This is a genomic window from Pseudomonas jessenii (assembly GCF_002236115.1).
Lineage (GTDB): Bacteria > Pseudomonadota > Gammaproteobacteria > Pseudomonadales > Pseudomonadaceae > Aquipseudomonas > Aquipseudomonas jessenii.
The window spans coordinates 69,953-91,178 of sequence record NZ_NIWT01000006.1; the positions used below are offsets into that span (position 1 = coordinate 69,953).

Here is a 21,226-nt window from a genome sequence, read left to right on the forward strand (position 1 = left end):
CAAACGCTCTTGTCTGGGTGCTGAACCGCACGAGTTCAATCAGTGCGCTATTTATGTGCTTCAGCCCGGTGAATGATTTCCCTGACGGCAGCCTATCGAGGCGCCTTTCTACAATCATAATTTGCTCCGCATTCGTTGCGGTGCTGTTAAGGAAAGCCGACATGCAGCTTAAAGACACCCAGTTGTTCCGCCAGCAAGCCTTCATCGATGGCGCGTGGGTCGATGCGGACAATGGTCAGACGATCAAGGTCAACAACCCGGCAACGGGCGAAATTCTGGGCACCGTGCCGAAAATGGGCGCTGCCGAAACCCGCCGTGCGATCGAAGCTGCCGACAAAGCGCTGCCGGCCTGGCGTGCACTGACCGCCAAAGAGCGTGCGACCAAGCTGCGTCGCTGGTTCGAACTGATCATCGAGAACCAGGACGACCTGGCTCGCCTGATGACCCTGGAACAAGGCAAGCCATTGGCCGAAGCCAAGGGCGAAATCGTTTACGCCGCTTCCTTCATCGAATGGTTCGCCGAAGAAGCCAAGCGTATCTACGGTGACGTGATTCCGGGCCACCAGCCAGACAAGCGCCTGATCGTGATCAAGCAGCCAATCGGCGTGACCGCTGCAATCACCCCGTGGAACTTCCCGGCTGCGATGATCACCCGTAAAGCCGGCCCGGCCCTGGCCGCCGGTTGCACCATGGTGCTCAAGCCTGCTTCGCAAACCCCGTACTCCGCTTTCGCCCTGGCCGAACTGGCCCAGCGCGCCGGCATTCCGGCTGGCGTGTTCAGCGTTGTTTCCGGCAGCGCCGGCGACATCGGTACCGAGCTGACCAGCAACCCGATCGTGCGCAAGCTGTCCTTCACCGGTTCGACCGAAATCGGTCGTCAACTGATGGCCGAATGCGCCAAGGACATCAAGAAAGTGTCCCTGGAGCTGGGCGGCAACGCGCCGTTCATCGTGTTCGACGACGCGGACCTGGATAAGGCCGTCGAAGGCGCGATCATTTCCAAATACCGCAACAACGGCCAGACCTGCGTCTGCGCCAACCGCCTGTACATCCAGGACGGTGTTTACGACGCATTCGCCGAGAAGTTGAAAGTGGCTGTCGCCAAACTGAAGATCGGCAACGGTCTGGAAGCAGGCACTACCACTGGCCCGCTGATCGACGAAAAAGCCGTGGCCAAGGTGCAAGAACACATCGCCGATGCCTTGAGCAAAGGCGCGACCGTGCTGGCGGGTGGCAAGCCGATGGAAGGCAACTTCTTCGAGCCGACCATCCTGACCAACGTGCCGAATAACGCTGCCGTGGCCAAGGAAGAAACCTTCGGTCCATTGGCTCCGCTGTTCCGCTTCAAAGACGAAGCCGATGTGATCGCGATGTCCAACGACACCGAGTTCGGTCTGGCCTCGTACTTCTATGCTCGTGATCTGGGCCGTGTGTTCCGTGTGGCTGAAGCCCTGGAATACGGCATGGTCGGCGTCAATACCGGGTTGATCTCCAACGAAGTCGCGCCGTTCGGCGGCATCAAGGCCTCGGGCCTGGGCCGTGAAGGCTCCAAGTACGGCATCGAAGATTACCTGGAAATCAAATACCTCTGCCTGGGCATCTAAGCCGGGAAGAGCATTGTTTCAAGCGCAAAGGGCACGAGAGCGCTGTCCCTTTGCGCCGCTTTAAACCGGAATTTTCTCGGTGGCCGGGAACGCAGTGGCAGTCGATCATCGCATGCTGCCGCCGTTGCTCCCCGTCGCTTTATCCTTGAACCACGCCGCCCGATGAGCGGTGAATGAGGAATGTATGAGCAAGACTAACGCTTCTTTGATGGCCCGCCGTACCGCTGCTGTTCCACGTGGTGTTGGCCAGATTCACCCGATCTTCGCCGATTCCGCGAAGAACGCGACCGTAACCGACGTTGAAGGTCGTGAATTCATCGACTTCGCCGGCGGTATCGCCGTACTGAACACCGGCCACGTGCACCCGAAAGTAATCGCCGCCGTGACCGAGCAGTTGAACAAGCTGACCCACACCTGCTTCCAGGTACTGGCCTACGAGCCGTACGTGGAAGTGTGCGAAAAAATCAACGCCAAGGTCCCAGGTGATTTCGACAAGAAAACCTTGCTGGTGACCACCGGCTCCGAAGCCGTGGAAAACTCCATCAAGATCGCCCGTGCCGCCACTGGCCGTGCCGGCGTGATCGCCTTCACCGGCGCCTACCACGGTCGCACCATGATGACCCTGGGCCTGACCGGTAAAGTCGTGCCTTACTCGGCCGGCATGGGCCTGATGCCAGGCGGCATCTTCCGCGCGCTGTACCCGAACGAACTGCACGGCGTGAGCATCGACGATTCGATCGCTTCCATCGAACGCATCTTCAAGAACGACGCCGAGCCGAAAGACATCGCTGCGATCATCATCGAGCCGGTTCAGGGCGAAGGTGGTTTCTACGTCGCTCCGAAAGAATTCATGAAGCGTCTGCGTGCCCTGTGCGACCAGCACGGCATCCTGCTGATCGCTGACGAAGTACAGACTGGCGCTGGCCGTACCGGTACTTTCTTCGCCATGGAACAGATGGGCGTTGCTGCCGACCTGACCACTTTCGCCAAATCCATCGCTGGCGGCTTCCCGCTGGCCGGTGTGTGCGGCAAGGCCGAATACATGGACGCCATCGCTCCAGGCGGCCTGGGCGGCACCTACGCCGGTAGCCCGATCGCTTGCGCCGCGGCCTTGGCCGTGATGGAAGTGTTCGAAGAAGAACACCTGCTGGATCGTTGCAAGGCTGTTGGCGAGCGTCTGGTAACCGGCCTGAAGGCCATCCAGGCCAAGTACCCGGTGATCGGTGAAGTCCGTGCCCTGGGCGCGATGATCGCGGTCGAGCTGTTCGAAAACGGCGACAGCCACAAGCCGAACGCCGCAGCCGTGGCGTCCGTTGTGGCCAAGGCTCGCGACAAGGGTCTGATCCTGCTGTCCTGCGGCACCTACGGCAACGTTCTGCGCGTCCTGGTACCGCTGACCTCGCCGGACGAGCAACTGGACAAAGGCCTGGCGATCATCGAAGAGTGCTTCTCCGAGCTCTGATCACCCAGTGTGACCTGATCCACAAAAAACCCGCTTCGGCGGGTTTTTTCATGCCCCTTGAAACACATCCCGCCCATTAGCGCTGTATCGAATGGCCAGCATTGGCTAAGGTTTGCGCATTGCCAGGGAGAGCTGTATGACAACCGTCATTTTACCCGCCGTTCCAAGAGTCCTGATCGCCGAGGCCGACCCTTGGTCCCGGGATCTGCTCAAGGAAGTGTTGTTGAACGTACGCTGCGATGCACAGCTGGATTTGTGCGCCGATGGTCAGCAAGCGCTGGAACTGTTGGCCGCCAACCCCTATGACCTGGTGATCGCCGACTGGGAGTTGCCCGGCGTCGATGGCCTTAACGTCCTGCGCAGCATCCGTCAGCGCAAACGCAATCCGCCCATGCCGTTCATTCTGATGAGCAGTCGCAACGACAGTGCCAGCGTGCGCGAGGCCTTGCCGCTGGCGCCGGCCGCGTACCTGACCAAACCCCTGAATATGCAAAGCCTGACCCATCGGTTGCAGGGGCTGCTGCTGAACGCTGGCGAAGAAGTCTCGTGCGAAGTGCCGTCGCTGGCACCGGGCATGACGTTGTCGGTGTTTCTGGAGCGTCGACGGGAATTGGCTGACGGTGCGCCGCTGATGACCGACGTGCAAGTGGCGGTCAAACGCAGCCTCAATCCCAATGGCCTCGACCTGACGGTGCTGGAAGACGAAATCCGCACCGATCCGCAGGTTACCGCTGTGCTGATCGCCGCCGCCAACAGCGCGGCCCAGCACCACGGCACCGCTGTGCAAACCCTGTCCCAGGCGCTGCATCGCCTGGGCACCGGGCAGAGCATGAACCTGATTCTCGGGTTGGCGCTCAAGCGCAGTGCCCGGCTCAGCGATCCGCAATTGGCCGACTATGCCGAGCGTTACTGGGATCTGTCCCTGCACACCGCCGAATACGCGAGAACCCTGGCGCGCTTGCTCGATCTGGATCAGGAGCGCTGCTATTGCGCCGGCATGTTGCATCGTCTCGGCGATCTGGCGTTGCTGCGGTGTTTGCAGGAATGGAAACAGGCCGGTGGCGAACTGGACGAGCAGGAGGAAGTGGGCGAAGCGCTGGTTGAATTTGGCGCGGCCTATGGCTCGGCCCTGCGCACGCGCTGGCGTCTGCCACTGGAGTTGCGCGAACTGATTGCGGCGGCCTACCAGCTCGGTGGCGGGGTTTACTCGCGCGAAGCGCTGGTGGTGAACATGGCGGCGCAGATGGCGCGCCTGAGCGAGCATGAGGGCATCGAGGCGCTGGCGAAGAGCCGGACGGCGAGGTTGCTCAAGATCGGCCTGCCGGAGTTGATGCGTTTGCGCAAAAAGTAAGCACACCACCAACCCCTGTGGGAGCGAGCTTTTGTGGCGAGGGGGCTTGCCCCCGTTCGGTTGCGCAGCAGCCGTAAACCAGCGAATGCGGTTGTCCTGACAATGCTGGAACACCAAATGCAGGACTGCTTCGCAGCCCAACGGGGGCAAGCCCCCTCGCCACAGGTATCCGGTGGTGCCAGCGAAATCTCAGCCCGTCACAATCCGGTTCTTTCCCTCGCGCTTGGCCTGATACATCGCCGCATCTGCCCGGGAAAACAGGTTTTCCACGTTTTCGTCCGCGGCGGTCAGGCTGGTCAGGCCCTGGCTGACGGTGATGCCGAACGTCTGGCCCTCATGGTTGAAACTCAATTGCTGAATCTGCCGTTGCAGGCGTTCAGCCACTTGCAGGGCCATTTGCGGTGTACAGCCGGGAAACACCGCGGCGAACTCCTCACCGCCAATACGCCCGAACAGGTCGCCACGACGCAATGCTGCGCGGCCGCTTTCGGCAATGCGTTGCAACACGTTGTCGCCTTCCTGGTGACCGTAGGTGTCGTTGATCGTCTTGAAGTTATCAATGTCCAGCATCAGAAACGACAGCGGCTCGCCCTGTTGCCGGGTGTGTGCGAACGCGCGGTGGGCGCATTCGAAGAAATGACGGCGGTTGCTGCTCTGGGTCAGCGCATCGATGGTGGCCAGGCGATGCAGCTCGGTTTCCATCTGCTTCTTGTCGGTGATGTCTTCGGCGATGCCGACGATGATCACCGGTTGCCCCGGCTCGGCCTGGCGGTTGATGTAGCATTTGTCGCTTAGCCAGCGCACCTGGCCGTCTGCGGCGATGACTCGATACTCGCGGTCTTCGACGGCGCCTTTGTCCAGCACTTCGGCAAGGCTGCGTTCGGCATAGTCCAGGTCGTCAGGGTGAATGCTGTCGCACCATTGATTGCCGTCGGCCAGCAGTAGATCGGCCGAACGGCCAAAGATCCGTTCATAGGCGGGGCTGACGTAAAGCACCTTGCGGGTTTCCCAATCGAATGCCCACAGCACTGCATTGACGCTCATCAGCAAGGTGCTGAACAACTGTTCGCGTTCGCTCAGGCGTGCGACTTCGCGTTGGGCGTGCATTAGCGCTATCAGGGGCTGCGCGGCCTCGGGCCAATGCGACGGAGATGAGTCTTGCAGGTTTTTTGGGGCCATCGACACAAATCTCAAAGGGCATGCCGCGCGTTCGATAGCGGCCAACACCAAGCCTGCCGGGAATGGCGAAGTGTCTTTGAGATAGGGCTTTTTAGATGAAGTTCCCGCCTTGTGTGGCGAGGGAGCTTGCTCCCGCCGGGCGGTACTGATGGCACGCCACATAACCATGTGGGAGCGAGCAAGCCCGCTCCCACAGGTTTTTTCAGACGGCGGCAGGGCGCAGGGAGTAGGTCTTCAACTGATCGGCGAAGTCGCGCAGGGATTGAATCCCGCTGGCTTCGGCTTCGTGTACCCAGTCCTTGATGGCCGCCAGCATGTCGTGACCATTTGAGCTGGTCTTGACCCAGATCTGTTGCAGGGCCAGGCGTTTTTCGTAAATTACCTTCAGCGCCTGACTGTGCTCGAGCATGTTCTGGATGCGTACATGGTGTTTGTCATCCAGCAGGCTGGTCTCCCGCGAAAGCAGGCGTTTGGCCCGGTGGAACTGGTGACGTACCGAGTGATCGACTTTTTCCAGCTCTTGCTTGACCAGCGGGCCGATCACCAATTTGCGGTACTGGGCCATGATCTGGAAGCGGTTGTTGAGGATCGCCATGGCGGTGTCCATGTCCAGGTTGCCCTTGCCTTCGACGCGATGGGCAATCGGCGCAACCCGTTGAACCTTGGCCAGGCGCAGGAAGCTGAAGACTTGAATCCACGCCCAGCCCAGGTCGAACTCCCACTTCTTCACCGACAGTTTTGCCGAGTTAGGGTAGGTGTGATGGTTGTTATGCAGTTCTTCGCCGCCAATCAGGATGCCCCAAGGCACCAGGTTGGTCGCCGCATCGCGGCATTCGAAGTTGCGGTAGCCAATGGCATGGCCCAGGCCATTGACCACGCCGGCGGCCCACACCGGGATCCACATCATCTGGATGGCCCAGATGGTGATGCCGATGGTGCCGAACAGCAGCAGGTCGATAACGCCCATGATCGCGATGCCCAGCAGCGGGAAGCGGCTGTAGAGGTTGCGCTCGATCCAGTCTTCGGGGCAGTTCTTGCCGTAGATGCGCAGCGTCTCGGGGTTTTCCGCTTCGGCGCGGTACAGCTCGGCGCCTTTGCGCAGCACCGTGGACAAACCCTTGATGACCGGGCTGTGCGGGTCATCGACGGTTTCGCATTTGGCGTGATGCTTGCGGTGGATGGCAGTCCACTCGCGGGTGTTCTGCGCCGTGGTCAGCCACAGCCAGAAACGGAAGAAATGCTTAAGGCCCCCATTCAGCTCCAGGGAGCGATGGGCCGAGTAGCGATGCAGATAGACCGTGACGGCGATGATCGTGACGTGGGTCATCAGCAGGGTGACTGCTACCAGCGACCAGGGCGACAAGCCAAGAAAACCTTCGTACCACATAGGCTGTAGGGCCCTCGATAAAGAAAAAACAGCCGTTGCATTATCACTAAGCCCACACAGAAAACCAGTCACCCTTTCAGATAAGAGTGGCTGGATGTGTCTTTAAACTATAATTCCAACCTTTTTGTAGGGACATGGATCGCCGGATGTCTGCCACCTATCGCGATGCCTTGCGTGCAGCGCTGCTCTATCTGCTGCTTTCTGTGGTTTGGCTGCAGATCAGTGGCTATTTATTAAACAGTTTCTTCGATAGCTCTGCCGAGCGATTGCGATGGCAACTGATCAACGGTTATGTCTGGGTGCTGTTCAGTGCCGGGTTGATCTTCATTGCCCGGGCGCGGCTGCTGCGGTGTCTGGGTATCGGCGCCAAACTGCGTGAGCGCGACGCCGACCGCATGCGCGTGCGCCAGGCGGCAGCCGTGTTCGACTGCACCCGCGAAGGCGTGCTGGTCACCAATCGGGAAGGTCTGATCGTCCATGTGAACCGGGCGTTCATGGAAATCACCGGTTACGGGTGTGAGGACGTGCTGGGGCAGCGGCCCAACCTGTTCAAGTCCGGGCGACACTCTCCTGAGTTCTATCAGGTGATGTTTGCCACGCTCGCCAGTGTCGGGGAGTGGAGTGGAGAGATCTGGAACCGGCGCAAAAGCGGCGAGATTTACCCGCAATGGCAAACGATCCGCCTGATCCACGACGACTACGGCCGGCCGAGCCAATATGTGGCGGTGTTTTCCGACATCAGTGCAATCAAGAATTCAGAACACGAACTGATGCACCTGGCGCACCACGATCCGCTGACCGATCTGCCGAACCGCCTGCTGTTCATCGACCGCGCCGAACAGGCCCTGGCCTCGGCACAGGTCCACAAGCGTGGCTGCGCGCTGCTGATGACCGATCTCGATCACTTCAAGATGATCAACGACAGCCTCGGGCATACCATTGGCGACCAGTTGCTCAAGGCTGTGGCCGAGCGCCTGGGGGCCATGTTCGGTCCGGGCGTCACCCTGGCGCGGTTGGGCGGGGATGAGTTCGCCATACTTGCCGAAAGCTGTCCGCAACTGGTTCAGGCCGCTGCGTTGGCCCAGCGGATCATCGAGGGCCTTAAAGAGCCGTTCCTTATTGATGGGCACCAGCTGTCCATAAACACCAGCATCGGCATCAGCCTGTTCCCCAGCGATGCGTTGAGCGTCGAGCAACTGCTGCGCAATGCCGACTCTGCACTGTTCAAGGCCAAGAGCGCGGGGCGCAATGATTATGCCTTGTACACCGAAGAGTTGACGGCCCACGCCCAGCAACGGGTCGAGATCGCCTTCGAATTGCGCCGAGCCCTGGACCGACAAGAGTTGCGGGTCTATTACCAGCCGGTTCACGACCTCAAGACCCGTCGCCTGATCGGCGTCGAGGCGCTGGTGCGTTGGCAGCACCCGCAGCGGGGCCTGGTGTCGCCGGCGGAATTCATTCCGGTCGCCGAACGAACCGGTCTGATTGCAGAAATCGACGCCTGGGTCATGGCGCAGGCGTGCCGGCAGATGTGCCAGTGGCAGCAGGACGGGCTGGTGCTGTCGTTCGTCGCGGTCAACGTTTCTTCGCGTCTGTTCGCCCGTCGTGAGCTGTATCAGCAGGTGGCGCAGGTCCTGCGCGAAACCGGGCTGGAGCCGGCGTTTCTCGAGCTGGAAGTCACTGAAAGCGCGGTGATGGAAGACCCGGAAGTCGCGCTGGAGCAGATGCATCGCCTGCGCGAGCTGGGTGTGCGCCTGGCCATCGACGACTTTGGCACGGGTTATTCATCGTTGCTGCGGCTCAAGCGTCTGCCGGTGCAAAAGTTGAAAATCGACCAGGGCTTCGTCGCCGGATTGCCGTGGGATGAGGATGATGCGGCGATCTCGCGGGTGATCATTGCGCTGGCCCAGAGCATGGGCATGCAGGTCCATGCCGAGGGGATCGAACAGGCTGAGCAGGCGGAATTTCTGCTCGAGCACGATTGCGATCTGGGTCAGGGCTACTGGTTCGGGCGGCCGGTACCGGCGGAGCAGCTTGACTGGATGCATGAGCCGGTGATCGTGTAGGAGCAAAACCTGTGGGAGCGAGCTTGCTCGCGATAGCGGAATATCAGTCGACATTTCTGGTGAATGAAACTCCCTCATCGCGAGCAAGCTCGCTCCCACAGGGTTTTTTTGGTGTGCCTGAAAGAGGGTGATTCACCTCAAGCTCTTGTCTCCACAGTTAATCTCTTCTGGTTATATAAACATTCTTAAATAGTCTTTTTAAGAATATCTACACCTCTCTAGTATTGCTCTCAAGCCGCAAGCAGTGCCGACACTGCGAGGCAACCTCTCAGTTGAAGGAGCAGCAATATGAGCGCATCCCTGCGTAGCGTCGACGGTCAAGACGAAGCCACCATCCTGCGTGAAATCCAGAGTGCCCTGCGCGATCTGCGCTTTGGCGCCGTGGAAATCACTGTGCACAACGCCCAGGTGGTGCAGATCGAACGCAAGGAAAAATTCCGTTTGCAGCAGCCGGGCAACAAGTCGGGCTGAGGCGAATCAGGCAACGCGATATCCCATAAGAAAAAGCCAACAAACCAAGAATTTCAGGAGCTTTCACCATGTCGTCGATTCGTCATTTCGCTTTGGCCGCCCTGGCCAGCGCCCTTTTTGCCGGTTCCGCCGTTGCCAAGGACTATGAGCTGCTCAACGTGTCATACGACCCGACCCGCGAGCTGTATCAGGACTACAACGCCGAATTCATCAAGTTCTGGCAAAAGGACCACGCCGGTGACTCCGTGAAAATCCAGCAATCCCACGGCGGTTCGGGCAAGCAGGGTCGGGCGGTGATCGATGGCCTGCGTGCCGACGTCGTGACCCTGGCCCTGGCCGGCGATATCGACGAAATCGCCAAGCTTGGCAAGTCCCTGCCGGCGGACTGGCAAAAGCGCCTGCCGGACGCCAGCACGCCTTACACCTCGACCATCGTGTTCCTGGTGCGCAAGGGCAACCCTAAAGGCATCAAGGACTGGGGCGACCTGATCAAGAATGATGTCTCGGTGATCACACCGAATCCGAAAACCTCCGGCGGTGCGCGCTGGAACTTCCTCGCGGCCTGGGCCTATGGCCTGAAAGCCAATGGCGGCGACGAAGCCAAGGCCAAGGAATACGTGCAAACCCTGTTCAAGCACGTGCCAGTGCTGGATACCGGCGCCCGCGGCTCGACCATTACCTTCGTCAACAACGGTCAGGGCGACGTATTGCTGGCCTGGGAAAACGAAGCCTTCCTGGCCCTGAAAGAAGAGGGTGGCGCCGACAAGTTCGACATCGTCGTGCCTTCGCTGTCGATCCTCGCTGAGCCGCCGGTGGCGGTAGTCGACAAAAATGCCGAGAAAAAGGGCAACGGGCAGATCGCCGAAGCCTACCTCAAGCACCTGTACAGCCCGGCCGGCCAGGAAATCGCGGCGAAGAACTTCTATCGTCCACGTGATAAGGACGTGGCTGCCAAGTACGCCCAGCAGTTCCCGAAACTGGAGCTGGTGAGCATCGACAAGGACTTCGGCGGCTGGAAAACCGCACAGCCGAAATTCTTCAACGATGGAGGGGTGTTCGACCAGATCTATCAGGCGCAGTAATCTTAAATAGCCATCAACGAGCCCCGGATTCACCTCCGGGGCTCAGTGCGTTCTCAACCAAGGACTTTTATGTCGCGTCGTATCTCCCCCGTCATACCCGGCTTCGGGCTGACGCTGGGCTACACCTTGGTGTACCTCAGCCTGATTGTGCTCATACCACTGGCGGCGATGTTCGTGCATGCCGCTCAACTCACCTGGGATCAGTTCTGGGCAATCATCTCGGCGCCACGGGTGCTGGCCGCGTTGAAGCTCAGCTTCGGCACCGCCCTGTGTGCCGCGATCATCAACGGCATCATTGGCACGCTGCTGGCCTGGGTATTAGTGCGCTATACCTTCCCTGGGCGAAAAGTGATCGATGCAATGATCGACTTGCCGTTCGCATTGCCCACGGCGGTGGCCGGTATTGCGCTGACGGCGTTGTACACCCCTACCGGTCTGGTCGGTCAGTTTGCGGCGGATCTGGGTTTCAAGATCGCCTACACCCCTCTGGGCATCACCCTTGCCCTCACTTTTGTGACACTTCCATTCGTAGTACGTACCGTACAGCCAGTATTGGCGGATATTCCTCGTGAAGTCGAGGAAGCGGCGGCGTGCCTGGGTGCAAAACCCTTGCAGGTTTTCCGCCATATCCTGCTGCCGGCACTGCTTCCGGCATGGCTTACCGGTTTCGCTTTGGCCTTTGCCCGCGGGGTCGGCGAGTACGGTTCGGTGATTTTCATCGCCGGCAACATGCCGATGAAAACCGAGATTCTGCCGCTGCTGATCATGGTCAAGCTCGACCAATACGATTACACCGGCGCTACCTCCATTGGTGTACTGATGCTGGTGGTTTCCTTCGTCCTGTTGCTGCTGATCAACTTGTTGCAGCGGCGCATCGAAACCCCATAAGGAGGCGCATCCATGTCCCAATCGTCTATTGCTGCCGCTTCCTCGAACGCTGCCCGCCGTGGCAGCGCGACCTCGCGGCGAATCCTGATCGGCCTTGGCTGGCTGATTTTTGCGCTGTTCCTGTTGCTGCCGCTGTTCATCGTGGTGTCCCAAGGGCTGAAGCTCGGCCTCGGGGCGTTTTTCACCGCGATCTTTGAGCCGGACGCGCTGTCGGCGCTGAAACTCACGGTCATCGCCGTGTTGATTTCGGTGCCGCTGAACCTGGTGTTTGGTGTCAGTGCCGCCTGGTGCGTGAGCAAGTACTCGTTCCGCGGCAAGAGCATGCTGGTGACACTGATCGACCTGCCGTTCTCGGTGTCGCCGGTGATCGCCGGTCTGGTCTATGTGCTGATGTTCGGCGCCCAAGGCCTGTTCGGCCCATGGTTGCAGGACCACGACATCCAGATCGTCTTCGCCCTGCCGGGCATCGTGCTGGCGACGATCTTCGTCACCGTGCCGTTCGTTGCCCGTGAACTGATCCCGCTGATGCAGGAGCAAGGTACCCAGGAAGAGGAGGCCGCGCGCCTGCTCGGGGCCAACGGCTGGCAGATGTTCTGGCACGTCACCGTGCCCAACATCAAATGGGGCCTGATCTACGGCGTGGTGTTGTGTACCGCGCGGGCCATGGGGGAGTTCGGTGCGGTGTCGGTGGTTTCCGGGCACATTCGCGGGGTGACCAACACTCTGCCGTTGCACGTTGAGATCCTCTACAACGAATACAACCACGTGGCCGCGTTCGCCGTGGCGAGCCTGTTGCTGATCCTGGCGCTCTTCATCCTGCTGCTCAAGCAGTGGAGCGAAAACCGTATTAACCGCCTGCGCGCCAGCGCCGCGGAGGAATAATTCATGTCGATCGAAGTGCGTAATGTCAGCAAGAACTTCCACGCGTTCAAGGCGCTGGACAACATCAGCCTGGATATCCAGAGCGGCGAACTCGTCGCGTTGCTCGGTCCGTCGGGCTGCGGCAAGACCACGCTGCTGCGAATCATCGCCGGCCTGGAGACCCCGGACCAGGGCAATATCGTGTTCCACGGTGAAGACGTTTCCGGGCATGACGTGCGTGATCGCAACGTCGGTTTCGTGTTCCAGCACTACGCCCTGTTCCGCCACATGACGGTGTTCGACAACGTCGCGTTCGGCCTACGCATGAAGCCGAAGAACCAGCGCCCGAGCGAAAGCCAGATCGCAACCAAAGTCCACGAACTGCTGAACATGGTGCAACTGGACTGGCTGTCGGATCGCTATCCGGAACAACTCTCCGGCGGACAGCGTCAGCGCATTGCCCTGGCCCGAGCGCTGGCGGTGGAGCCGAAAGTGCTGCTGCTCGACGAACCTTTCGGCGCCCTCGACGCCAAGGTTCGTAAAGAGCTGCGTCGCTGGTTGGCGCGCCTGCACGAAGACATCAACCTGACCTCGGTGTTCGTCACCCACGACCAGGAAGAAGCGATGGAAGTCGCCGACCGTATCGTGGTGATGAACAAGGGTGTGATCGAGCAGATCGGTTCACCAGGCGACGTCTACGAAAACCCGGCCAGCGATTTCGTCTATCACTTCCTCGGTGATTCGAACCGACTGCACCTGGGCGAAGACAGGCACGTGCTGTTCCGCCCGCACGAAGTGTCGCTGTCACGCCATGAACTGGAAGACCACCACGCGGCGGAAGTGCGGGACATTCGTCCGCTGGGCGCGACAACACGGGTGACGCTGAAGGTTGAAGGGCAGAGCGATCTGATCGAGGCCGAAGTGGTCAAGGATCACGACAGCCTGATCGGGTTGGCGAAGGGCGAGACGTTGTTCTTCAAGCCGAAGGTCTGGCAGAAGGTTGCCAACATCTAAGGCAAAAGCATCGCGAGCAAGCTCGCTCCCACAGGGGTTCTATGTGCACCATAGATCCTCTGTGGGAGCGAGCTTGCTCGCGATTGCTATCTAAACAGCGGCACGTTTCGGATTGACCCGTACCCCACCCGCCCGCGCCTCGATCTGCTCTTTCAGGTCATGCCGCATCCCCAGCATGAACGCCAGCTCGGCCACCACAAACAACGGCCCGACAATCAATCCCGTCACATCATCGACGAACGCCGGTTTGCGCCCTTCGTAGTGATGGCCGACAAACTGAATCGCCCAACCGATCACGAACATCGCCACGCCGCTGCCCAGCCAGACCAGCGTGCTTTGCTGCGCCAGCGCATGACCGGCCCACACGGACAGCCCGAGCAACACAGTCATCAACACGCCCAGGCGCAACTCCAGGCGCAGGTAAAACCACGCCGATGCCAGCGAGACGAGCACCGCCGGTGAGATCCACACGCCCCCCAGCGACCACTCCGGCCGGGACAGCAACACCGCGACGGCGACCACGATCAGCGGAATGCCGATAAAGTGCGAGGCGATGTTGCGCGGGTCACGGTGGTAGGCGGCGTATTGACTGAGGTGGTCGACGAGGCTTTTCATTGTTGTTCTCCTGTAGGGTGATTGATCATGCCCCGGGGCCATTTCCCACTCTGTCAGCCAGGCGACAATCTCTAGGAGTTTTCATGGATATGCAGGTTTGGCGTCCACGCCTGATGAGCGGTCAGTGGTTCAGCCATTTGCCTGTTTCCCTACAGGATAGCCTGCTGTCGGCGGCCAGGGTGCGGCGCTTGTCTGCGGGCCAGCGGCTGTTCAAGCGTGGCGATCCGCCCTGTGGCCTGTACGCGGTACTTGAAGGCGCGGTGCGCGTCGGTGCCGTCAGCGAGCAAGGCAAGGAAGCGTTGCTAAGCCTGGTGGAACCGCCGCACTGGTTCGGCGAAATCTGCCTGTTCGATGGCCAGCCACGCACCCACGATGCCTACGGCGTGGGCCAATGCACGCTGCTGCACATTCCCCAGAACACCTTGCTGGCGCTGCTCGATGAGCATCCGCAGCACTGGCGGCAACTGGCATTGCTGATGAGCCAGAAGTTGCGCATGACCTTCATCAACCTCGAACAACTGAGCCTGTTGCCGGCCCCGGCACGGCTGGCGCACCGCTTGTTGATGATCGCCGAAGGCTATGGCGAGACCATTCCTGCGCGCCGCGTCCTGCAACTGCCCCAGGAGCAGCTTGCTTCAATGCTGTCGCTGTCGCGCCAGACCACCAACCAGATTCTCAAGGAACTGCAGGGGCAGGGGATCATCGGGCTGAGTTACGGCGAAATTGAAATCCTCGATGCCGAGCGATTGCGGGCACTGGCCTCGATTTAACTGTTTACGCAGGCCCATTGTGGGAGCGAGCTTGCTCGCGATGACGGTGTGTCAGTCTCCAGGTGTGTCGACTGACCGTCCGCTATCGCGAGCAAGCTCGCTCCCACAGGGGATCCGGATCATTCATCGCAACCCATCCCGAAACTGCCCTGGCGTCATCCCCGTCCAGCGCTTGAACGCGCGGCTGAAGCTGCTGGTGTCGGCAAACCCGAGCAGATAACTGATTTCGCTCAGCGACACCTGCGGGTCACGCAGGTGCAGCAGCGCGAGGTTTTCGCGGCTTTCGTTGAGCAACGTGTCGAACCGGCAGCCTTCATCGGCCAGGTGCCGTTGCAGGCTGCGCAGGCTCAGGTGCAGGGCCTTGGCGATGTGTTCGGCGCTGGGTTCGCCTTCGGGCAGTTGTTCTTCAATGGCATCGCGAACCTTGCGCTCCCAGGTCAGCGGCTTGAGTTGCGCCAGGGTGCGCTTGAGCACGGTTTCATTGTGTTCGGCCAGTTCCGGGTTGGCGTCATCCAGGTGGCTGTCGAAGTCGACGAGGGCGAACTCCAGCCGGTCTTCGTCGGCGCCGAAGTACATGGGCGAGCGGAAGACCTTATGCCATTGGTGCGCGTCCGTCGGCTCCGGGCGACGCAGGTAGGTCGCCAGTGGCGCGTAGTCGCGACCCAGGCGATTGCGGCAGGTGCGCACGTAAATCGCCATGAACGCATCGATGGCTTCGAAGGCCGGGGCGGGGTTACCGGCCGGGATTTTCAGGCTGAAACGGTAGCGATCCTCGACACGGGTCAGTTCCAGTTCCAGGGCGTCACTGACCACCTGGTGATAACGCACGATGCGCTCGAACACTTCCCGCAGGCTGCCGCTGGCCACCAGCGCATAACCCAGCGCATGGAAGGTGGTCGGGCTGACGAAACGCGAAACCCGCAAACCGATCGCCGGGTCACCGCTGGTCTGCACCGCCAGATTCCACAGGTGCGTGGTGCCCGACAGCGGATAGCGCGCGTTCGGGTCGTCCATCAGTTGCGGGTCGAGCCCCGCTTGCTGGCACAAGGCGGTGCTGTCGATGCCCAGGGCATCGAGTTGCTTGCGCAGGGCGCGGGTCCAGCTGGCGAGGGAGGTCGGTTCAGTCATGCTGATTGGCGCTTCCGGTCAACAGGTTGGCGTTCTCGGCTACCGCGTTGCGAGGGTTCGCAAGGCAGGATGCAACCATCAATAACCAGAGGATGGAAGCATGAGCGGTACTTCTGCAAGCCCCCAACGACTGAATGCAGCCCAAAGATCGGCCCATATCCGTGAAGTGGTGCTGGCCAGAGGCGTCGAGCTGCGCGAGCAATACCCGATTCTCAAGCATCAGGACGCCCTCGGCGCAGGCATTCTGACCTTCGCCATCGCCGGTATGGTCGGCTCAGCGGCGCTCTACATGAGCGGGCACATGGCGTGGTGGGCGTGCCTGCTGCTCAATGCATTTTTCGCCTCGCTGACCCATGAGCTGGAACACGACCTGATCCACAGCATGTACTTCCGCAAGCAGAAGGTGCCGCACAACCTGATGATGGGGCTGGTGTGGCTCGCGCGGCCAAGCACCATCAACCCTTGGATTCGCCGCCATCTGCACCTCAATCACCACAAGGTGTCGGGCTCTGAAACCGATATGGAAGAACGCGCCATTACCAACGGCGAACCATGGGGCATCGCGCGATTCTTGATGATTGGCGACAACATGATGTCGTCGTTCATCCGCATGCTGCGGGCCAAGACCTGGGCGCAAAAGATCAGCATCGTCCAGCGCACCCTGAAGGTCTACGCACCGCTGGCGCTGATGCATTGGGGCGCCTGGTACGTGTTTCTCGGTTTCCACGCAGCGAACGGCGTTGCACATCTGATGGGCGCACCGATCGAGTGGTCGGCGACCACGTTGTCGGTGATGCAGGTGATCGACATCGCGGCAGTGGTGATCATCGGCCCGAACGTGTTGCGCACGTTCTGCCTGCACTTCATCAGCTCGAACATGCACTACTACGGTGACGTGGAGCCGGGCAACGTGATGCAGCAGACGCAAGTGCTGAACGCGTGGTGGCTGTGGCCGTTGCAGGCGTTCTGCTTCAACTTCGGCAGCAGCCACGGGATCCATCACTTTGTGGTGAAGGAACCGTTCTACATCCGGCAGCTCACCGTGCCGGTGGGACACAAGGTGATGCGCGAGATGGGTGTGCGGTTCAATGATTTCGGCACGTTTGCACGGGCTAACCGGTTTGAGGGCAAGGACGAATTGGTCGGGGATAAGGTGCGTACGGCTCGGGCTTGATGGTTGTTTGTTAAGGCCTCATCGCGAGCAAGCTCGCTCCCACAGGGTGTGTCGGTGTGAATGCGATCTTTGCATCACATCGGCCAGTGTGGGAGCGGGCTTGCTCGCGAATGCGGTGCATCAGGCAATATCAATCCGGCTGAAACGGCGACTCACTCAAGATCACCCCTGTCTCATCCACATACCGCTGCCAATGTTCGATCAAGGCACTGAGCTTCTGCGGTTGGCTCGACGCCAGGTCATGAATCTCCCCCGGATCATTGCCCAGGTCATACAACTGCCAGGTCGCCGGCCCCACCGGTCCCGGGATGTAGACCGCCTTCCATTGCCCTTGCCGAATCGCCCGTCGTCCGAACAATTCCCAACCGGTGACGGTGTGCTCGTCATGCACTTGCGCCGTCTCGCCCGACAAGAACCCAAGCCACGACTTGCCTCGAACTTCCGCCACGGGTTTGCCGTGCCACTGCTTGCCCGGATGACGCACGCCGGCCAGATCAAGAATGGTCGGCGTGATGTCCATCACCGTGCCAAACCCATGGCTGATCTGGCCCTTGAGCGGCAGCTGCGGGTAGTGCACCAGCGCCGGAACACGGATCCCGCCTTCGGTCGTGAAGGCTTTGAACAACCGCGACGGCGCGGTCGCCACTTGTGCCCAGTTCGGCCCGTACCAGACGTAGGAGTTGGCGCGGCCGATATTGTCCAGGCTGTTGTCGTAATGCTGATTGAGATAGGTTAGCAACTGCGGGCCGAATTTCGGAAATGCCTCCAGCAACGCCCCTTCGGCACCGTTATCGGACATGAACAGGATGAAGGTGTTGTCCAGTTGCCCTTGCTGGCGCAAGTAATCGACAACCCGCCCGATGTTCCAGTCCATGCGCTCGACCATCGCCGCATAAACCTCCATGGCCCGCGCGGAGATCTGCCGTTGCTCGTCGTTCAGGGCATCCCATTGTGCAGTCAACTGGATCAATGGATGCGGCTCGACATCGGCCTCGATCAGCCCCAGTTTCTTGAGTTTTTCCAGACGCTCTAGTCGCAGTACTTCAGGGCCGGCGTCATAGCGCCCGCGGTACTTTTCCACCACCTCGGCCGGTGCCTGCAGCGGCCAGTGAGGTGCGGAAAACGGCAGGTAGGCGAAGAACGGCCGGGTCTGGTCGCGCTCCTTGAGGTATTGCAGCAGCTTGTCGCCAAAGGCATCGGAGGAATAAAAATCCTTCGGCAGTTCATCGATGAATTGGTCGTCTTCGATGTACAGCGCCGGGGTGGATTTCAGCAGCCGTGGCGTCGTTTCATCGTAGGTCGGCTCGAAGCCGTAATGGTTGGCCGCGCCGGGCAACAGCGAAAACGAACGCTCGAAACCCCGGGCGTGGGGCGCCAGTTCTGCGGTCAGGCCCAGGTGCCATTTACCGCTCATCAATGTCTGGTAACCGGCCTCGCGCAGCAGCTCGGGCAGGGCGACCACGCGGTCGTTCAGGTGTCCTTCGTAACCCGGTTTGCCGATCAGGTCCGGGGTCAGTGCTTCGGCCATGGTGCCGATGCCGGCGATGTGGTGGTCAGTACCGGTGAGCAGCATCGAGCGGGTCGGCGAGCAGGTCGGTGCGGTGTGGAAGTCGGTCAGGCGCAGGCCATTGTTGGCCAGTGCATCGAGGTTCGGCGTGTTGATTTCGCCACCGAAGGCGCCGATGTCGGAAAAGCCCAGGTCATCGGCCAGGATCACTAGAAAGTTGGGACGTTGCGGCATCAAGAATTTCCTTTTTCAGTAGGCAATGAAGGACAACGGCAGATCGCGGACCTGCACCGGCACGGGGGGCTGGTAGTGATCGTCGCTGGTGAGTTCGTGAAGCAGTTCCTCGCGTAACTGGTGGAAGTCGAAACTGCTGCGCTGGCGCGGATGGGGCAGGGCAATGTCGACCACTTGTTTGATCCGCCCCGGACGCGGCTCCATCACCACGACACGGTCGGCGAGGAAGATCGCTTCCTCGACATCGTGGGTGACCAGCACGGTGGTGATTTTTGCCCGGGCGCGGATCGCCAACAGTTCGTCCTGCATCTGCTGGTGGGTCAGTGCATCGAGGGCGCCGAAGGGCTCATCCAGCAGCAGAATCCGTGGGCTGGCCACCAGGCCGCGAGCAATGGCCACGCGCTGGGCCATGCCGCCGGAGAGCTGGTGCGGATAGGCGCGGGCGAAGTCGCCCAGGCCCACCAGTTCGATGAAATCATGGATGCGCCTGTGCTTTTGCGCAGCGCTCAATGGCTCGTTGACCAGGCCCAGGCCGATGTTGTCGGCCACGCTCAGCCACGGGAACAAGCGGTGTTCCTGAAAGACGATGCCGCGCTCGCCGCCGATGCCGGTGACGGCTTTTCCGTCCACGCTGATTTGCCCGCGAAACTGCGTATCGAGGCCCACCAGCAGCCGCAGCAAAGTGGATTTGCCGCAACCGCTGGAGCCGACAATGGCGACGAACTCGCCCTCGGCGATGTCCAGATTGAATTCGCGAATGGCCTCAAGTGTGAAGCCGTCGACGTCGAAGGTTTTGCCCACGTGATTGAAGCTGACAATCGGTGCGTTCATGCGTGTCTCCAGCGAGTGACGCGGATTTCCAGGCGTTGGCCAATGAGGTTGAGCAGGGCGCCGGTCAGGCCCACCAGCAGCATGCCGGCCATGATCAGGTCCATGCGCAGCAGTTGCTGGGCGCCGATCATCTGGCTGCCGATGCCGCCGTTGGACGGCATGAAGTATTCAGCGCCAATGGTGCCGAGCCAGGCGTAGATAAGGCTCAGCCGAAGCCCTGCAAAAATTCCCGGTGCCGCGCCCGGTAGTACCAGTCGAACCAGGCGCTGACGCAGACTCAGGCGCAACACCTGCGCGGCCTCGTTCAGTTGCGGCGAGAGGTGGACGACGCTGCGTTGGGTGGCGATAAACAGCGGGAAAAAGGCGGCGAGGGCAACGAACACCCATTTGGCCAATTCCCCCAGGCCGAACCACGCGGTGAGCAGCGGCACCCAGGCGAAAATGGCGATCTGACGGATGGCGGCGAGGGTTGGGCCGAGCACGCGTTCACTGGTGCGCGACAACCCCAGCAGCAATCCCAAGGCAAACCCGAGCCCGCCACCGAGCAGCAACCCGCCAAGGGTTCGGCCCAGGCTCAGGGCCATGCCACCAAGCAATGTGCCGTCGAGCAAACCATCCCGAGTGGTCTGCAGGACGGCCAGTGGGCTGACCAGAATGTTCGCGTCAATCCATTGCTGATCCGAGGTCAGTTGCCACAACGCCAGAAGCGCCAGTGGCAGCAACCACGGTTGCAATCGCTGCCAACCTTGATAACGCGGCCCGCGACGGATTTCGGCCGTGGCTGGGTGCGGCCAGTGCACCAGTTTCCTGTCCAGCAATCCGATGCCGCGATCCATCGCCACACCAATCAAACCGATCACCACAATGCACACGAACACGATGTCGAGCATGAACAGCTGCCGCGCCCAGACCATCAGGTAGCCGATGCCTTCACTGGAAGCGAGCAGTTCAACAGCGAGCAGTGAAGTCCAGCCGGCGGCCAGTGCGAGGCGCACACCGGCCATGAATGCCGGCAGTGCGGCAGGCAGCACCAGGCGTCGGATCAACAGGTGCCTGGGCAGGCGCAACACGGCGGCGGCTTCGCGCAGTTTTGGTTGTGCATCGCGCACACCGACCAGTGTATGCAGGGTCACCGGCACCACGATGGCCTTGATCAACACCACCAGTTTCAGCACTTCGCCAATGCCGAAAAACACCATGAACAATGGAATCCAGGCCAGGGTCGGAACTTGCGCCAACCCGGCAAAGGTTGGAAATACCAGGCGCTCCAGTCGACGACTGAAGCCCAGTGCGGCACCCAAAACCGCACCTGCGCTGATCCCGGCCAGCAGCCCCCAGAACAAGCGTTGCAGGCTGATCCACAAATGGCTCCACAACTCGCCCTGGGACAGTTCCAGTGCGCTGCTCCAGACCAGGCTCGGCGCCGGCAGGATCTGCTCGCTCATCCAGTGATTGCGGCTGGCGAGCCACCAGAGGGTGAACAGAGTGACAGGCAGCAACCAAGGCAACAGCCGACGATTCAGACTGGGCCAGAGGCGTTGGTTTTTCAGTGGTGGCGCGGCCAGCGGCAGGCTGAGAAGAGAAACACGGGCCATGGGTGAC

18 protein-coding genes are annotated in these 21,226 nt (G+C 60.6%); 11 read left to right on the plus strand and 7 right to left on the minus strand.

Features of this window, described 5'->3' with window-relative positions; genetic code table 11:
- Positions 1-161 precede the first annotated feature (161 nt).
- The 3 genes from gabD to PSJE_RS20465 all read left to right on the plus strand — a co-directional run bounded on the left by gabD (position 162) and on the right by PSJE_RS20465 (position 4,417).
- On the plus strand, positions 162-1,604 hold the full coding sequence (gene gabD / locus PSJE_RS20455) for an NADP-dependent succinate-semialdehyde dehydrogenase (RefSeq protein ID WP_090452425.1): 1,443 nt from the start codon (positions 162-164) through the stop codon (positions 1,602-1,604).
- 184 nt (positions 1,605-1,788) lie between these two features.
- Entirely contained in the window at positions 1,789-3,066 is a 1,278-nt protein-coding gene (gabT, locus tag PSJE_RS20460; protein WP_007994487.1) for a 4-aminobutyrate--2-oxoglutarate transaminase, read from the plus strand.
- 136 nt (positions 3,067-3,202) lie between these two features.
- Positions 3,203-4,417, plus strand: coding sequence for a response regulator (locus tag PSJE_RS20465; protein ID WP_090452427.1), 1,215 nt, complete (start codon positions 3,203-3,205; stop codon positions 4,415-4,417).
- A gap of 189 nt (positions 4,418-4,606) precedes the next feature.
- Here PSJE_RS20465 and PSJE_RS20470 read toward each other — a convergent pair whose 3' ends face one another.
- On the minus strand, positions 4,607-5,596 hold the full coding sequence (locus PSJE_RS20470) for a GGDEF domain-containing protein (protein ID WP_090452429.1): 990 nt from the start codon (positions 5,594-5,596) through the stop codon (positions 4,607-4,609).
- Positions 5,597-5,798: 202 nt separating this feature from the next.
- The gene (gene desA / locus PSJE_RS20475; protein ID WP_057712516.1) at positions 5,799-6,983 is read right to left on the minus strand and encodes a delta-9 fatty acid desaturase DesA; all 1,185 of its coding nucleotides are present in this window, start codon (positions 6,981-6,983) and stop codon (positions 5,799-5,801) included.
- A gap of 146 nt (positions 6,984-7,129) precedes the next feature.
- On the opposite strand from desA, the gene dibA reads away from it, so the two are divergent.
- From dibA to PSJE_RS20505, 6 genes are all read left to right on the plus strand, one after another.
- Positions 7,130-9,049 carry a phosphodiesterase DibA gene (gene dibA / locus PSJE_RS20480; protein WP_090452430.1) on the plus strand — a complete coding sequence of 640 codons (1,920 nt, stop codon included), beginning with the start codon at positions 7,130-7,132 and terminating at the stop codon, positions 9,047-9,049.
- 288 nt (positions 9,050-9,337) lie between these two features.
- Positions 9,338-9,520, plus strand: a complete 183-nt coding sequence (gene oscA, locus PSJE_RS20485; RefSeq protein WP_056726967.1) for a sulfur starvation response protein OscA — start codon at positions 9,338-9,340, stop codon at positions 9,518-9,520.
- A 68-nt stretch (positions 9,521-9,588) separates the two neighbouring features.
- Positions 9,589-10,602 carry a sulfate ABC transporter substrate-binding protein gene (locus PSJE_RS20490; RefSeq protein WP_090452432.1) on the plus strand — a complete coding sequence of 338 codons (1,014 nt, stop codon included), beginning with the start codon at positions 9,589-9,591 and terminating at the stop codon, positions 10,600-10,602.
- A gap of 69 nt (positions 10,603-10,671) precedes the next feature.
- A complete protein-coding gene (gene cysT / locus PSJE_RS20495; RefSeq protein ID WP_007972956.1) occupies positions 10,672-11,490 on the plus strand; it encodes a sulfate ABC transporter permease subunit CysT in 819 nt (272 codons plus the stop codon).
- A gap of 12 nt (positions 11,491-11,502) precedes the next feature.
- Positions 11,503-12,372, plus strand: a complete 870-nt coding sequence (cysW, locus tag PSJE_RS20500; RefSeq protein WP_007972954.1) for a sulfate ABC transporter permease subunit CysW — start codon at positions 11,503-11,505, stop codon at positions 12,370-12,372.
- A 3-nt stretch (positions 12,373-12,375) separates the two neighbouring features.
- Positions 12,376-13,365, plus strand: coding sequence for a sulfate/molybdate ABC transporter ATP-binding protein (locus tag PSJE_RS20505; RefSeq protein WP_090452434.1), 990 nt, complete (start codon positions 12,376-12,378; stop codon positions 13,363-13,365).
- A gap of 90 nt (positions 13,366-13,455) precedes the next feature.
- On the opposite strand, the gene PSJE_RS20510 is transcribed toward PSJE_RS20505, so the two are convergent.
- Positions 13,456-13,980 (minus strand): Mpo1 family 2-hydroxy fatty acid dioxygenase, encoded by a 525-nt coding sequence (locus tag PSJE_RS20510; protein ID WP_090452436.1) that lies wholly within the window; start codon positions 13,978-13,980, stop codon positions 13,456-13,458.
- A gap of 83 nt (positions 13,981-14,063) precedes the next feature.
- On the opposite strand from PSJE_RS20510, the gene PSJE_RS20515 reads away from it, so the two are divergent.
- Entirely contained in the window at positions 14,064-14,750 is a 687-nt protein-coding gene (locus tag PSJE_RS20515; protein ID WP_090452438.1) for a Crp/Fnr family transcriptional regulator, read from the plus strand.
- Positions 14,751-14,873: 123 nt separating this feature from the next.
- On the opposite strand, the gene PSJE_RS20520 is transcribed toward PSJE_RS20515, so the two are convergent.
- Entirely contained in the window at positions 14,874-15,878 is a 1,005-nt protein-coding gene (locus PSJE_RS20520; RefSeq protein ID WP_090452440.1) for an AraC family transcriptional regulator, read from the minus strand.
- Between the two features lie 100 nt (positions 15,879-15,978).
- Here PSJE_RS20520 and PSJE_RS20525 point away from each other — a divergent pair, with 100 nt between their 5' ends.
- Positions 15,979-17,052, plus strand: a complete 1,074-nt coding sequence (locus tag PSJE_RS20525) for a fatty acid desaturase (protein WP_090452442.1) — start codon at positions 15,979-15,981, stop codon at positions 17,050-17,052.
- Positions 17,053-17,182: 130 nt separating this feature from the next.
- Here the strand turns inward: PSJE_RS20525 and PSJE_RS20530 are convergent, their stop codons facing one another.
- Genes PSJE_RS20530 through PSJE_RS20540 form a run of 3 tightly spaced genes read right to left on the minus strand, consistent with a single transcriptional unit; the run spans position 17,183 to position 21,219 of the window.
- Complete coding sequence (locus tag PSJE_RS20530; protein WP_090452443.1) at positions 17,183-18,793, minus strand: arylsulfatase; 1,611 nt, start codon at positions 18,791-18,793, stop codon at positions 17,183-17,185.
- 15 nt (positions 18,794-18,808) lie between these two features.
- Positions 18,809-19,624: an ABC transporter ATP-binding protein gene (locus PSJE_RS20535; protein WP_090452445.1), complete on the minus strand. Its 816-nt coding sequence runs from the start codon at positions 19,622-19,624 to the stop codon at positions 18,809-18,811.
- A complete protein-coding gene (locus tag PSJE_RS20540) occupies positions 19,621-21,219 on the minus strand; it encodes an ABC transporter permease (protein WP_090452446.1) in 1,599 nt (532 codons plus the stop codon). Before PSJE_RS20540 ends, PSJE_RS20535 begins: the two co-directional genes overlap by 4 nt.
- Positions 21,220-21,226: the final 7 nt, after the last annotated feature.

Coding starts and splice junctions, on each gene's coding strand:
- PSJE_RS20530 (WP_090452443.1), bottom strand. CDS start 18,793: ATGCCGCAACGTCCCAACTTTCTAGTGATCCTGGCCGATGACCTGGGC.
- cysW (WP_007972954.1), top strand. CDS start 11,503: ATGTCCCAATCGTCTATTGCTGCCGCTTCCTCGAACGCTGCCCGCCGT.
- PSJE_RS20505 (WP_090452434.1), top strand. CDS start 12,376: ATGTCGATCGAAGTGCGTAATGTCAGCAAGAACTTCCACGCGTTCAAG.
- PSJE_RS20540 (WP_090452446.1), bottom strand. CDS start 21,219: ATGGCCCGTGTTTCTCTTCTCAGCCTGCCGCTGGCCGCGCCACCACTG.
- PSJE_RS20490 (WP_090452432.1), top strand. CDS start 9,589: ATGTCGTCGATTCGTCATTTCGCTTTGGCCGCCCTGGCCAGCGCCCTT.
- PSJE_RS20535 (WP_090452445.1), bottom strand. CDS start 19,624: ATGAACGCACCGATTGTCAGCTTCAATCACGTGGGCAAAACCTTCGAC.
- PSJE_RS20470 (WP_090452429.1), bottom strand. CDS start 5,596: ATGGCCCCAAAAAACCTGCAAGACTCATCTCCGTCGCATTGGCCCGAG.
- PSJE_RS20515 (WP_090452438.1), top strand. CDS start 14,064: ATGGATATGCAGGTTTGGCGTCCACGCCTGATGAGCGGTCAGTGGTTC.
- cysT (WP_007972956.1), top strand. CDS start 10,672: ATGTCGCGTCGTATCTCCCCCGTCATACCCGGCTTCGGGCTGACGCTG.
- PSJE_RS20465 (WP_090452427.1), top strand. CDS start 3,203: ATGACAACCGTCATTTTACCCGCCGTTCCAAGAGTCCTGATCGCCGAG.
- PSJE_RS20520 (WP_090452440.1), bottom strand. CDS start 15,878: ATGACTGAACCGACCTCCCTCGCCAGCTGGACCCGCGCCCTGCGCAAG.
- PSJE_RS20525 (WP_090452442.1), top strand. CDS start 15,979: ATGAGCGGTACTTCTGCAAGCCCCCAACGACTGAATGCAGCCCAAAGA.
- oscA (WP_056726967.1), top strand. CDS start 9,338: ATGAGCGCATCCCTGCGTAGCGTCGACGGTCAAGACGAAGCCACCATC.
- dibA (WP_090452430.1), top strand. CDS start 7,130: ATGTCTGCCACCTATCGCGATGCCTTGCGTGCAGCGCTGCTCTATCTG.
- PSJE_RS20510 (WP_090452436.1), bottom strand. CDS start 13,980: ATGAAAAGCCTCGTCGACCACCTCAGTCAATACGCCGCCTACCACCGT.
- desA (WP_057712516.1), bottom strand. CDS start 6,983: ATGTGGTACGAAGGTTTTCTTGGCTTGTCGCCCTGGTCGCTGGTAGCA.
- gabD (WP_090452425.1), top strand. CDS start 162: ATGCAGCTTAAAGACACCCAGTTGTTCCGCCAGCAAGCCTTCATCGAT.
- gabT (WP_007994487.1), top strand. CDS start 1,789: ATGAGCAAGACTAACGCTTCTTTGATGGCCCGCCGTACCGCTGCTGTT.